Source organism: Saccharopolyspora antiqui (genome assembly GCF_052246905.1).
Classification (GTDB): domain Bacteria; phylum Actinomycetota; class Actinomycetes; order Mycobacteriales; family Pseudonocardiaceae; genus Saccharopolyspora.
In genome coordinates this window covers 1-12,065 of the sequence record NZ_JBQQBO010000033.1, presented here as the reverse complement: position 1 = coordinate 12,065, position 12,065 = coordinate 1, and the positions used below count along the sequence as shown (strand labels likewise).

The window sequence follows — 12,065 nt, the reverse complement described above, 5'->3', positions numbered from 1 at the left end:
TCACCTCTTGAGGGCGCTGGTCCGGGGTTCGGTGGCGCGGCAGCCGAACCCCGGTTCCGTCAGAGCCAGCCGGGCAGCACGAAGATCGCGCACGACAACACGGGTGCGATCACGATCATGCTCATGCCCCAGGCCATCAACCGCTTGAACGTCGTGTCCCGAGCCTCCTCCGGGGTGCTGGCGATGACGAGCGCACCGCTGGTCGAGAACGGGGAGGAATCGACCACCGACGCCGAAATCGCCAGTGCGATGATCAAGCCGACCGACCCGACCTGCCCGGTGAGCAGGAACGGCACCGCGAGCGGGATGAGCGCGCCGAGGATGCCGGTGGTCGACGCGAACGCGGAAACCCCGCCACCGATGAGGCAGATGACGAACGCGGCCAGCAGCGGAACCCCGATGCCTGCGACGCTGTTGCCCAGGTAGTCGATGGTGCCCACGCTCTCCATCAGGCTCACGTACGTCACCACGCCGCAGACCAGCAGCACGGTGGGCCAGGCGACCTCGGACACGCACTTCCTGGTGACCTCGGGCCAAAGCAGGATGATGATCGTGGCGATGCTCAGCGCGAGCAGGCCCACGTCGAACTCCAGCGCCAGCGCGCCGACGGCCAGCGCCACGAGGCCGACCAGCGTCACGATCCGCTGCGCGTTCAAGGTGGTGACCTCGGTGGCGACCGCTGTGCTCGTGCGGGTCGCGGTCGTCGCGCCACCCCCACCGCCCGGCTCGTCGGCGTCCTCGTCCTGCTGTGCGGGATCGGTGGTGACGCGCCTGCCCAGCAGTTTCTTCCCACCGAACATGAAGAACACCACGACGCTCAGCAGCGTGTTGAACAGCAGCGAGCTGATCCACAGCATCACCGGGTTTCCCGGCAGGCCGCTGCGTTCCACGACACCGTTGGTGATGCTGCCGAAGATGCTGATCGGCGAGAAGCCACCCGCGCTCGCACCGTTGATGATGAGCAACCCCATGAGCAGCGGGTTGATCCGGTAGCGCGTCGCGAAGTTCAGCCCGACCGGCGCCATCATCGCCACCGCGCCGGGCACCACGGCGCCCACCATCGTCAACAGGCTGGTGATCAGGAACATCACCCACGGGAAGAGGGCTATTCGTCCGCGCACGGCCCGCACGCCGGCGTGGATGAGCCAGTCGACCGTGCCGTTGGCCTTGGCGATGGCGAACAGCAGGGTCACGCCGACCAGGGTGACGAAGAGATCACCGGGGAAACCGGAGAAGAGGTCATCACCGGACTTCTGGAAGACGAACGTGCCGAGCAGGAAGGCGCCCAGGAAGGCGACCGCTCCCATGTTCACCGAACGCACGGTCGCTAATGCGAAGATCAGTACCAGGCCGATGATCGAGAGTATTTGTATGGACATCGACGCTCCTTCGAGGCTTACGTTGGCTCGCAGGGGTTTGTGGATTTTCTGGTGCGACGACAAAAATCTCGCAGCGGCGGCTTCGGGTCTCCCGCGTTGTCCGCCACCGGTGACCGCTTCGCGTGCGGGCGTCCAGGCCCGCTCAGGGTTTCGGTTCTGCCACCAACGTCGCCTCCTCGTCTTCGCGGCAGTAGCGGACTACGCGCATGGCCTCTCCTACTCGTGGTCGCGGGCGGCCAGCGCCTCGCGCACCAATTCCACCGGGTGCCACGCGGTGCGGCCCGCTCCGTGGAAGATCTGCTGTCGGCACGACACCCCGGTCGCGGCCACGATCGTGTCCTCCGGTTCCGCCGCCAGCGCCGGGAACAACCGGTCCCCGCCGACGGTCATGGACGTTTCGTAGTGCTCCGATTCGAAACCGAACGAGCCCGCCATCCCGCAGCAGCCCGCGTCGATCTCCACGACCTGCGCCCCCGGGATCCGGCGCAGCAGGGCGACCGTGGCCGCGGTGCCGACTTCGGCCTTCTGGTGGCAGTGGCCGTGGAAGACGATCCGCCGCCCCGCGAGCCAGGAGTCCGCGCCCAGGGTCAACCGACCCGCGTCGATCGCCTCGACGAGGAGTTCCTCGACCTGCTTGACGCGCCCGGCGACCGCGCGCGACGCCGTGGAGTCGGGCAGCAGCGCCGCGTGCTCGTCGCGCAGCATGAACACGCACGACGGCTCGCAGCCGACGATCGGCGAGTCCGGTGCGGTGTCCCGCGCCAGCGAGGTGACCAGCGCCGACGCCTTCTTCTTCGCGTCGTCCACCAGTCCCTTGGACATGCTCGATCGTCCGCAGCAGCCGCCACCGGCGAGGTCGACCCGCCAGCCCGACCGCTCCAGCAACTCGATGCCCGCCTGGCCGATGTGCGGCTCGGTGTAGGTGGTGAACGAGTCGGCGAGCCAGGTGACCGCGCCCAGCGGCGCGGTGCCTCGCGGCGCGGTGCTCCGGCGGCGGAACCACCGCAGCAGGCTGACCCGCTGGAACGTCGGCAGCGGGCGGGCCGCCGCGATGCCGAGGGCACTGTCCAGGAGCCTGCGCAGGAAACCGATCCGACCGGGCAGGTTCGACAGCGGGGCGGTCGCCGAGCCGATCCGGTTGAGCGCGCGGATCGAGGAGAACACGCGGGACCGAAGCGGGACTCCGTGGATCTCGTGGTGGTGCGCGAGTGTTTCGGCTTTCAGCGAGGCCATGTCGACGCTCATCGGGCACTCGCTCTTGCACGCCTTGCACATCAGGCACAGGTCGAGGATCTCGTGGAGCCGCTCGCCGCCCAGCGCCGCGTGCGGGTCCGGTTCGGACAGCGCCTTCACCAGCGCGTTGGCCCGGCCGCGGGTGGAGTGCTCCTCGTGCTTCGTCGCGATGTAGGACGGGCACATCACGCCCGCGGTGGACTTCCGGCAGGCACCGATGTTCATGCAGCGGTCCGCGGCCCCGCGCATGCCGCCGACGACCTCGAACTGCAACGTCGTCCGCAGCGGCGGGGCGGGCGGGAGCGCGTCGCGGTCGCGCAGGTTCTCGGTCATCGACGGCGCATCGACGATCTTGCCCGGGTTCATGACGTTGCCGGGGTCGAAGAGGTGCTTGACCTCGCGCATGGCCTCGTACAACTCGTCGCCGAAGATCTCCCGGTTGAACTCGCTGCGGGCGAGGCCGTCGCCGTGCTCGCTGGAGTTCACCCCGCCGTACTCGGCGACGAGGTCCTTGACCGCTTCCGCGACGGTGCGCATCTTGGCGACCTCGTCGGGATTGGTCAGGTCGACGAACGGGCGGATGTGCAGGCATCCCACCGAGCAGTGGCCGTAGAACCCCGCCTCCAACTGGTGGTCGTCGAGGATTTCCTTGAACCGCTTGGTGTATTCCGCCAGGTGCACCGGATCCACGGCGGTGTCCTCGACGAAGGCCAGCGGGCGGCGGGTGCCCTCACCGGCGGACATCAGCAGGCCCAGGCTGGACTTGCGGACCTTCAGCAGCGCTGCCTGCTCGGCGGGCGTGACCGCGTGGAGCGTGTGGTAACCGTGCCCGTTCTCCCGCCACCGCGCATCGAGCCGGTCGAGCTGGTCGATCAGCTCCGCTTCGTCGTCGCCGGTGAAGGAGACGAACAACAGCGCGCCCGGGTCACCGACGAGCACGTTCCCGAGTTCGGCGAACTCGATCTTCTGCCGGGACAGCTCCAGGATCGTGCGGTCCATCAGCTCGACCTGGTGCGGGTGGCAGCCCAACGCATCCGTGGTGGCCGAGATGGCGCTCGCCGTGTCGGTGAAGTGGCCGACCGCGTAGACCGTCCGCTGGGGCTTGGGCACCAGGTCCACCAGCGCGCGGGTGGCGATCACCAGCGTGCCTTCCGCACCCACCACGAACTTGGCCAGGTCGAACGGCTTTTCCGGCCCGAAGCCCACCACCCGGTCGAGCCGGTAACCGCAGGCGCGCCGCCAGAACGTCGGCATCTTCGCGGTGATGACGTCCGCGTTGGCGTTGACCAGTTCCGGAAGCGCCTGGTAGATCCGGCCTTCCAGGGTCTCCGCCGACGCCCGGCGGGCCCGCTCGGCTTCGTCGACGGGCTCCAGCCGGGCGCGCGAGCCGTCGGAGAGCACCACGTCCAGCGCCCGCACGTGGTCGATCGTCATGCCGTAGGTCAGCGAGCCGCTGCCCGCGGAGTTGTTGCCGATCATCCCGCCGATCGTGGCCCGGTTGCTGGTGGAGGTGTCCGGGCCGAACATCAGCCCGTGGGCGGCGGCGGCCTGGTTGAGCTGGTCCTGCACCACGCCGACCTCCACCAGCGCGGTGCGGGCCACCGGGTCGATCTCGATGATCCGGTGCATGTGCCGGGACATGTCGAGCACCAGACCGGGCCCCACCGTCTGGCCGACCAGGCTCGTTCCCGCGCCGCGGGGCACGATCGGCACGCCGAGCTCGGCAGCGACCCGCACCGCTGCGGCGACGTCGTCGGCGTGGCGCGGGAACGCGACGCCGAGCGGCGTGATCGAGTACATGCTCGCGTCGCGCGAGAAGAGGTGGCGGGTGTATTCGTCGAAGGCGACCTCGCCGTCCAGCGTGGCTCGCAGCGCGCGTTCCAAGCGCGAACTGAGGGTTTGCGGCGTCGCGGAGGCGTCAGTCGTGGGGGCGGTCATCGCGGGTCCTTTCCACCGTTTTCGTGTCGCGGCCGGCGCCACCGCGAGCCCGGCCATCAGTTCCGTCAGCGGAATCGGCGCTGCGCAATCGGCGCTGCGCAGCGCTGATTCCGCTAGGCGCGCAATACCTCCAGAGCGGCTTGGACGCCGTTGGGATCGATGGCCACTCCGGCCAGTTCGAGCCCCATCTGCACACCGGCGAGGGTGCCGGCCAGCGTCAGGTCGTTGAAGTCGCCGAGGTGGCCGATGCGGAACACACGGCCGGCGACTTTACCCAGACCGGTGCCCAGTGACATGTCGAAGCGGTCCAGGATGATCTGGCGGACCTTGTCCGCGTTGTGGTCCTCGCCCAACAGCACGGCGGTCAGCGAGCTGGAGTACTCGCGTTCGTCGGCGCACAGCACTTCCAGACCCCAACCCCGCACGGCGGCCCTGGTCGCCTCGGCGTGCCGGTTGTGCCGGGCGAACACGTTGGGCAGCCCCTCCGCTTCGAGGAGGGTCAACGCCTCCCGCAGCCCGTAGAGCAGGTTGGTGGCCGGGGTGTACGGGTAGAAACCGCGCTCGTTGGCCTCGATGATGGGCGCCCAGTCCCAGTACGACTTCGGCAGCCGCGCCCCTTCGGCGGCGGCGAGCGCTTTCTCGCTGATCGCGTTGAAACCCAGGCCCGGCGGCAGCATCAGGCCTTTCTGCGAGCCGCTGACCGTGACGTCCACGCCCCACTCGTCGTGCCGGTAGTCGATGGAGGCCAGCGAGGAGATCGTGTCGACCAGCAACAGCGCGGGGTGGTCCGCTTCGTCGATGGCCGCCCGGATCTCCGGCACGCGGCTGGTGACTCCGGTCGAGGTCTCGTTGTGGACGACCATCACCGCGGCGATGCTGTGCTGCTCATCGGCGGCCAGCCGTTCGGCGACGACCGCCGGATCGACGCCCCGCCGCCAGTCGCCGGGGACGAAGTCGACGACCAGTCCGAGGCCTTGCGCCATCTCGCGCCACAGGGTGGCGAATTGACCGGTTTCGAATGCGAGCACGCGATCGCCGGGCGACAGGGTGTTGACGAGCGCCGCTTCCCATGCTCCGGTGCCTGAGGAAGGGTAGATGACGACTGGACCGCTGGTGCCGAAAACCGGCTTGACCCGTTGCAGCACGTCCAGCCCGAGTTCGGCGAAGTCCGGTCCGCGGTGGTCGATCGTGGGTTGCGCCATGGCGCGCAACACCCGGTCGGGAACGTTGGTCGGTCCGGGGATCTGCAGGAAGTGCCGTCCACTGCTAGCGGTCATTACACCCAGCCCTATCTGTGCCGTGACGTGGTACGCTGTGCCGCGCGAAAGCGCAGCGAGAGTAAGCACCACGGGTTGAGGAGTCAAGGCAGTGCGCAACGTCCTGAACACCCTCCGGGTGCTGGAAGAGGTCGCCACGCGGCAGCCGATCGGCGTCGGCGAGCTGGCCCGCGCGCTGGACATGCCCAAGAGTTCGGTCCAGCGCGCGTTGCTCACCCTCAACACGGCCGGTTGGATACGCCCGGCTTCTGGCGAGGTCAGGCGGTGGGTGATGACCACCAAGGCGCTCGCGGTCGGCGGGCGCGCCAGCGGCGACCTCGGCCTGCGCGACGCGGCCACGCCGATCATGGAGGACCTGCGCCAGCGCACCGAGGAGACCATCCACCTCACGGTTCCCGAGGAGGACAAGGTCGTCCTGATCGAGCGGCTGGAGACGTCCAATCCACTGCGCATCAGCATGGCCCTGGGCCACGCGCTGCCCCTGCACGCATCCGCCAACGGCAAGGCGGTGCTCGCCAACAGCGGCCCGGATGTCCTGAAACGCCTGCTCGCCGACGAGCTACCGCGCTACACCGACGACACGATCACCGATCCGAACCAGATGCTCGCCGAGCTGGCCAGGATCCGGGAGTGCGGGTTCGCCGTCAACCACGGGGAATGGCGATCCGATGTCGGCTCGGTCGCCGCCGCCGTGCTGGAAGGCCCCGAGAAGCCGATCGCCAGCCTCAGCGTGAACATCCCGATGAGCCGCCTGACCAAGGAATCCGAAGCGGTCTTCGGCCTCGCGGTGGGCGAGGCAGCGAGGAACCTCGGCGCCCGGCTCGGATACGAGACGCCGGAACACGCCAATTGACAGGCTCTGGCGCACCTGCCGCGTGCCCCCGGTGCCAGCCCGTCGCCTGAAAATCCCTTTTCGAGACTCGCCCGGCGAACCGCACCTCGACTCGCCGAGCCGGGCGGCCCAGGCGCGAAACGGGCACTGGTCTCGACTCCGACGCACGGGACTTATCGGGCCCGGTCGCGGCGCGATCCACCGCTCCAGCGGGCGCAGGCCAGCAGCGCAGCCGCCTGCCGGGAGCGCAGCAGGTCCCGCCCACCGCCGTGCAGGTGCCGCTCGGCGCCTTGCCAGGCGTGTTGCAGCGCCGCGGCGCTGGCCTGCAACCGCGCACCGGTGCGCAGGAAAGTCCGCTGCGGCGGCAGGACGTGCTGCTGGGCGACCCGGCACCCACCCCATTCCGGTCCAGCAATACCGAGGCACCGGCACCAACTGGACCTACTAGCCAGCACGGTTTCCATGAACAGGGCCGGACCGCCACCCTATGATCCAAGGAGCCGTCATATCGGTGGTTTCGGCCTCAGTGCTGGATCAGGCCGCCGACCGGAACGGGAGCAACATGGCCGGTTGCCGGAACGGTCTGTGCCAGGGCGAGACCGACGTCGACCAGTGATGACCGGCGAAGGTGAGCGACGTCGGGGATCGGCGTCCACACCGACTCGGCGGTCTCGCCGTTCGGCTCGGGCCGTAGCTCGCCGCCGGTGATCCGGACCCGGTAGAAGACACCGACATTCTGGTGCGGGAGCGGGCTGGGCACGCGGCGTTCGGCCACGGGGATCACCCTCGAATCCACGCCCAGCAGGCGCTCGATCACAGCTTCGCAGCCGGTTTCCTCAGCAACCTCTCGGATCACCGCGTCGAACGGATCCTCCCCGTGCTCGACCCTGCCGCCCGGAAGGGTCCAGTTGCTCTCGCCGCTCGGTGATACGAAGCGGGCGAGCAGCACCCGCCCGTCCTCGATGCACACAGCGTACGTAGCCAACCGGAGACTCATCCCCGCACCGTATCGAAACATCCGTGATCCGTGGGACACGGCCTAACCGCCAAGGCACCGAAAAACGAACAGCGCTCCGTCCATGCTGGACAGAGATCTGTTGTTTGCAGGCTTGGATGCTCGGCCGGGGTCGGGGTGGCCGAGCGCGGCGCTGGTGCTGGTCGGAGGTCACAGCACCAGGCTGAGCAGATATCTCCAAAACCGGCACAGGAGCCGGAGCGGTCGGGCACTGGCCGAGCTGGGCGTCGACCGGATGCGCCGTGCCAGACCCGCGCGAGCGAACCCCCGCTGCGTATGAAAATTCCGTCATTGATGCGGTCAGAGACCGGCGGACGCCTACACGAAGACGGTTGGTCTCCGCTCGAACACGATCTCTCCGGGACAAACGGGCTTGCCGTCCTGCTCGTCGACGAGATAGCGCGTGGTCAGCTGCGACCAGCGCACATTACCGGTGACGAAGTACGCGAGATCGTGCAGGAACTGCCTGACGTCCTCGCGCTGGCCAAGGTCACCATCGGCGATCTCGGCAACCAGCCGCACATACCTCGCCTCCTCCTCGTGCGCCATTTCCACCACGCGATCAACGCTCCGTGTTCGCCTGGGGAAACACGTGGCATGCGTAGTGAAAAATGCGTTGCCGGATATAGCGTTCGCCCTTGCGCTCGGAACCGAAGTAGGCATGCACATAGGGCCTTGCCCGTTCCTCGCCATGCTCATCGACCTGGCGACAGTGCGGGCTGATGTCCTCGGGGAGCGCACTGATCACGTCTGGCAACACAAAACTGCGGCCAGGAGCCGTTTCTACCGCAACGGGATCCTTCGTCTGGTCCGTCATCGCTGGTCTGCTCCATCTCGTTGCGCGATGATGCTGTATGCCGAGACCTCGTCCTGCAAGAAGCGCGACGGACAGGTTCACCGCGAGAACCGTCAGGCGCTTTTTGCTTATACACTCAGCAAACCGGGTTATGCAGCGGCCTAACGGGCGGGATGGTCAAACGGCGGAGCGCTAACCTCTGGTTACAGCGGGTAGCCGTAGTAGTGGTCGACGTGCTGCTGGAGCAGTCCGGCGAAGGGCTGCGGGATCGAGGTGGACGCCTATCCTGGTTCGACGCCCCGATCTACAAGCAACGCAACACGGTCGAGCGAGGCATCAACCAGCTCAGGCAAAACCGAGCCGTGGCAACACGATTCGACAAACTCGCCGTCCGATACCCGGCAACCGTCCACATCGCACAATGCTGGGCCGCCCACGACGCAAGGCCGCGTGACCCAACCCGGTGACCCGCTGGCCGTTGATCGTCACGGCGTCGGGGACGCCGTTGCTGGGGATCATCGTCTATTCTAGTACTAGAATAGACGGGTGGATGCTGACCTGACGCCCGCCGAGCTGACTGTGCTGGGCTTGCTCGTGGAGAAGCCGAGACACGGCTACGAACTGGACGAAGTCATCAACACCCGCGGTATGCGCGAGTGGACCGAGATCGGCTTCAGCTCGATCTACTACCTGTTGGCCCGACTCCGTGACCGTGGCCTGATCGCCGAGGTCGACACGTCGCGAGCAGCGCGGGGAAAAGCCCGTCGGATATACGGGCCAACGGCCGAGGGGCGCCGGGCGTGCGCGCGGTCGGCCGAGGCGGCGGTGGCCGAACTCCGGCCGGTGTTCCCGCCCATCCTGGTCGGTCTGGCCAACCAACCGGTCATCCAGCCCGAGCGTCTCCGGGCCGCGCTTGACCGGCGGGCCGCAGCCTTGACGGAGAAGATCACCACCATCGGCGCGGCCCGCGACGCCCAACCTGAGCTGCCCGGTTTCATCCGCGCCATCTTCGACTACGCACTGGGCCAACTGGCCGCCGAACAGCAGTGGCTGGCCGCCTACCGGGCGGCGGAACTCGGCAACCAACCTCCCAACAAGCCCCCCGCCAGGAAGGCAGGCGGCCATGACCCGCTATGACGTCAAACGAGAACTCAAGCAGTGCTACGCGCCGAAGAACACCGACTGGGCGCTGGTCGACATGCCCGCACAACAGTTCATCGCCATCGACGGGCGCGGCGACCCCAACACCAGCGCCGACTACGCCCGCGCCGTCGAGGCCCTCTACGCCGTCGCCTACACGATCAAGTTCAGCAGCAAACGCAACCTCGGCAGGGACTTCGTCGTCGGGCCGCTCGAAGGGCTGTGGTGGTCCGACCGCCCGGAGGTGTTCACCACCCGCACCAAGGACGCCTGGCACTGGCGCATGCTCATCAGCCAGCCCGACTGGATCACCGAAGACCTCATCGGCGAGGCCAAACAGGCCGCGCTAGCGAAGAAGAACCTCCCCACGATCGCCGACATCCGCCGCGAGACCCTGCACGAAGGCACCAGCGCCCACCTCCTGCACGTCGGACCCTACGACGACGAAGGACCCGTACTCGCCAGGCTCCATCACGAGTACCTCGCCGCCAACAACCTGCGAATGTCCGGGCACCACCACGAGATCTACCTCGGCGACCACCGCCGAACCGCGCCCGCCAAACTCAAAACCATCCTCCGACAACCCGTTCGGACGGCGAGCCAAACATAGTGACGACAACAAATGCGGTGGGCTGGCGGTCACTCCTCGACGGTGATGGCCAGGGCTGGGCACATCGCCGCGGCGTCGCGGACGTCGGCAGCCAGCTCCGCTGGCGGGGTGGGGTTGAGCAGGACGACGATGCCGTCCTCGTCCCGCTGGTCGAACACGTCCGCAGCGGCCAGCACGCACTGACCGGAGCCGACGCACTTGTCCTGATCGACGATCACCTTCATGGGTTTCTCTTCTCCGCAGCGGCGTTGCGACTACCAGGTCACCGGCAGTTCGGTGACACCACCGGTGATGGTGGGGCGAACGTCCAGCTCGTCGATGTCCTTGGCCAGGCGCAACCCGGGCAGGCGCTCGGCGAGGGCGGCGAAGACGATTCGCAGTTCGGTGCGGGCGAGGCTGGCGCCGATGCAGAAGTGCGCGCCGTGCCCGAACCCGAGGTGGGCGCGTTCCTCCCGTGCTGGGTCGAAGGTTTCGGCGTCGGAGTAGGCGGACTGGTCGCGGTTGGCGGCGTTGATCGACAGGATGACGGCATCGCCGCGGTGGATGGTGACGTCGGCGACGTCGAGGTCGGTGTGGGCGTAGCGCAGCAGGCCGAGATCGCCCGGCGCCCCCAGGCGCATGATCTCCTCGACCGCGGCATTGACCCGGCCCGCGGGGTCGGCGGTCAGCGCCTCCCATTGATCGAGTCGGGTGAGCAGGAACAGGGTGCCGAGTCCGATCCGGTTGACCGTGGTCTCGTGCCCGGCGAAGAGCAGCCCGACGCACAGCCGGACCATCTCGGCGTAGTCGAACTCCTCGTCGGTGCTCTGGGCGCGCACGAGGTCGGAGATCACGTCCTCGCCCGGCTGGGCGCGTTTGGCCTCGGCCAGTCCCGCCATGTACTGGCCGAACTCCGCCCGCGCCTGGTGGGCGTCGCCCCCGCTGGAGTAGGTGGCCATCCGATCGGAGAGCGATCGGAAGTGCTCGCGGTCGCTCTCGGGCACCCCCAGCAGCTGGCAGATGACCGCGACCGGCAGCGGGAACGCCAACCCGGCGTGCAGGTCGACGACTCCGTCGGGTGCGGTGGCGTGCTCGGCGACCAACTGGTCGAGGTAGCCGTCTACCAGGCTCTGCACGTGGTCGGAGAGCATCCGCATCCGTTTGGCCGAAAACGCCGGTGTCAGCAGGCGGCGCATCCGGCTGTGGTCGGCTTCCTCGGTCTCGTAGTTGCCCGTTGGGCCGTCCTGCACGGCGGCGGTCGTGATGCGCGATGCCCGCTCGGGCTCGGGGTGGGAGCGCCCGAGCCGCTTGTCGCTCAGCAGCGCGCGGACCTCGTCGAAGCGGGTGACCAGCCATGCGGGGTCACCGGCTGGGGTGGTGACCGGCGCGACCGGCGCCTCTCGACGCAGCACCTCGTACAGGGGCGCGAGATCGAGCACGTTCGGCCTCTCGAAGGGCATCTGCAGGCGCTCGGGAGCAACACTCATGGCTCTCCTCCTGTGGTGTCTCTTGGCACCGCCGACTCTAGTATTTTCTGGCATGCACTGCCAGTAATGTTCGAGGGGTTGAGAGCTCGCGCGGATTGGGCGTAGCGCGGGGTGGTCGTCAGGCAAGCGGCGTGAGCCGCTTCCTCCCACGCTCGCAGCTTGCACCGCCGCGGGTTCTCCGAGGTCTTCTCGCGAGGCCTGCCTCGACGTGGTGTGGACATACATGAGTCGGGGATCCCGCAGACGAGAAGACCTCTGAGGGCCTGTCTTCGAACTCGTCCTGCTTCGCGGTGCGGGTGGCAGACCTGGCGATTTCGCGCGCAATCGCCACCCGCCCCGCATGGGAGACGGCGATTTCGCGCGAAATCGTCCACCTCAC

At 68.0% G+C, this 12,065-nt stretch carries 12 protein-coding genes; 3 read left to right on the top strand and 9 right to left on the bottom strand.

The window, feature by feature from the left end:
- Positions 1 to 59: 59 nt before the first annotated feature.
- The 3 genes from ACTWQN_RS34020 to ACTWQN_RS34010 all read right to left on the bottom strand — a co-directional run bounded on the left by ACTWQN_RS34020 (position 60) and on the right by ACTWQN_RS34010 (position 5,827).
- A complete protein-coding gene (locus ACTWQN_RS34020) occupies positions 60 to 1,379 on the bottom strand; it encodes an SLC13 family permease (protein ID WP_443207761.1) in 1,320 nt (439 codons plus the stop codon).
- A gap of 216 nt (positions 1,380 to 1,595) precedes the next feature.
- A complete protein-coding gene (locus ACTWQN_RS34015) occupies positions 1,596 to 4,550 on the bottom strand; it encodes an FAD-binding and (Fe-S)-binding domain-containing protein (RefSeq protein WP_443207760.1) in 2,955 nt (984 codons plus the stop codon).
- Between the two features lie 113 nt (positions 4,551 to 4,663).
- On the bottom strand, positions 4,664 to 5,827 hold the full coding sequence (locus ACTWQN_RS34010; protein WP_443207759.1) for a pyridoxal-phosphate-dependent aminotransferase family protein: 1,164 nt from the start codon (positions 5,825 to 5,827) through the stop codon (positions 4,664 to 4,666).
- 91 nt (positions 5,828 to 5,918) lie between these two features.
- On the opposite strand from ACTWQN_RS34010, the gene ACTWQN_RS34005 reads away from it, so the two are divergent.
- A complete protein-coding gene (locus ACTWQN_RS34005) occupies positions 5,919 to 6,680 on the top strand; it encodes an IclR family transcriptional regulator (protein WP_443207758.1) in 762 nt (253 codons plus the stop codon).
- Between the two features lie 152 nt (positions 6,681 to 6,832).
- Here ACTWQN_RS34005 and ACTWQN_RS34000 read toward each other — a convergent pair whose 3' ends face one another.
- From ACTWQN_RS34000 to ACTWQN_RS33985, 4 genes are all read right to left on the bottom strand, one after another.
- The gene (locus tag ACTWQN_RS34000) at positions 6,833 to 7,114 is read right to left on the bottom strand and encodes a hypothetical protein (protein WP_443207757.1); all 282 of its coding nucleotides are present in this window, start codon (positions 7,112 to 7,114) and stop codon (positions 6,833 to 6,835) included.
- A gap of 68 nt (positions 7,115 to 7,182) precedes the next feature.
- Complete coding sequence (locus ACTWQN_RS33995; protein WP_443207756.1) at positions 7,183 to 7,656, bottom strand: NUDIX hydrolase; 474 nt, start codon at positions 7,654 to 7,656, stop codon at positions 7,183 to 7,185.
- 336 nt (positions 7,657 to 7,992) lie between these two features.
- Positions 7,993 to 8,232 (bottom strand): hypothetical protein, encoded by a 240-nt coding sequence (locus ACTWQN_RS33990; RefSeq protein WP_443207755.1) that lies wholly within the window; start codon positions 8,230 to 8,232, stop codon positions 7,993 to 7,995.
- Between the two features lie 4 nt (positions 8,233 to 8,236).
- Positions 8,237 to 8,491 carry a hypothetical protein gene (locus tag ACTWQN_RS33985; protein ID WP_443207754.1) on the bottom strand — a complete coding sequence of 85 codons (255 nt, stop codon included), beginning with the start codon at positions 8,489 to 8,491 and terminating at the stop codon, positions 8,237 to 8,239.
- 525 nt (positions 8,492 to 9,016) lie between these two features.
- On the opposite strand from ACTWQN_RS33985, the gene ACTWQN_RS33980 reads away from it, so the two are divergent.
- Positions 9,017 to 9,607 (top strand): PadR family transcriptional regulator, encoded by a 591-nt coding sequence (locus ACTWQN_RS33980; protein ID WP_443207753.1) that lies wholly within the window; start codon positions 9,017 to 9,019, stop codon positions 9,605 to 9,607.
- Complete coding sequence (locus ACTWQN_RS33975) at positions 9,594 to 10,220, top strand: GyrI-like domain-containing protein (RefSeq protein ID WP_443207752.1); 627 nt, start codon at positions 9,594 to 9,596, stop codon at positions 10,218 to 10,220. Before ACTWQN_RS33980 ends, ACTWQN_RS33975 begins: the two co-directional genes overlap by 14 nt.
- 29 nt (positions 10,221 to 10,249) lie before the next feature.
- Here the strand turns inward: ACTWQN_RS33975 and ACTWQN_RS33970 are convergent, their stop codons facing one another.
- Together ACTWQN_RS33970 and ACTWQN_RS33965 are read right to left on the bottom strand one after the other, a co-directional pair.
- Positions 10,250 to 10,444 (bottom strand): ferredoxin, encoded by a 195-nt coding sequence (locus ACTWQN_RS33970; RefSeq protein WP_443207751.1) that lies wholly within the window; start codon positions 10,442 to 10,444, stop codon positions 10,250 to 10,252.
- A 30-nt stretch (positions 10,445 to 10,474) separates the two neighbouring features.
- On the bottom strand, positions 10,475 to 11,686 hold the full coding sequence (locus ACTWQN_RS33965; RefSeq protein WP_443207750.1) for a cytochrome P450: 1,212 nt from the start codon (positions 11,684 to 11,686) through the stop codon (positions 10,475 to 10,477).
- Between the last annotated feature and the right edge of the window lie 379 nt (positions 11,687 to 12,065).

Excerpts from the sequence above, each read along its gene's own strand:
- ACTWQN_RS34020 (WP_443207761.1), bottom strand. The coding sequence starts at position 1,379 with ATGTCCATACAAATACTCTCGATCATCGGCCTGGTACTGATCTTCGCA.
- ACTWQN_RS34015 (WP_443207760.1), bottom strand. The coding sequence starts at position 4,550 with ATGACCGCCCCCACGACTGACGCCTCCGCGACGCCGCAAACCCTCAGT.
- ACTWQN_RS34010 (WP_443207759.1), bottom strand. The coding sequence starts at position 5,827 with ATGACCGCTAGCAGTGGACGGCACTTCCTGCAGATCCCCGGACCGACC.
- ACTWQN_RS33995 (WP_443207756.1), bottom strand. The coding sequence starts at position 7,656 with ATGAGTCTCCGGTTGGCTACGTACGCTGTGTGCATCGAGGACGGGCGG.
- ACTWQN_RS33985 (WP_443207754.1), bottom strand. The coding sequence starts at position 8,491 with ATGACGGACCAGACGAAGGATCCCGTTGCGGTAGAAACGGCTCCTGGC.
- ACTWQN_RS33975 (WP_443207752.1), top strand. The coding sequence starts at position 9,594 with ATGACCCGCTATGACGTCAAACGAGAACTCAAGCAGTGCTACGCGCCG.
- ACTWQN_RS33970 (WP_443207751.1), bottom strand. The coding sequence starts at position 10,444 with ATGAAGGTGATCGTCGATCAGGACAAGTGCGTCGGCTCCGGTCAGTGC.
- ACTWQN_RS33965 (WP_443207750.1), bottom strand. The coding sequence starts at position 11,686 with ATGAGTGTTGCTCCCGAGCGCCTGCAGATGCCCTTCGAGAGGCCGAAC.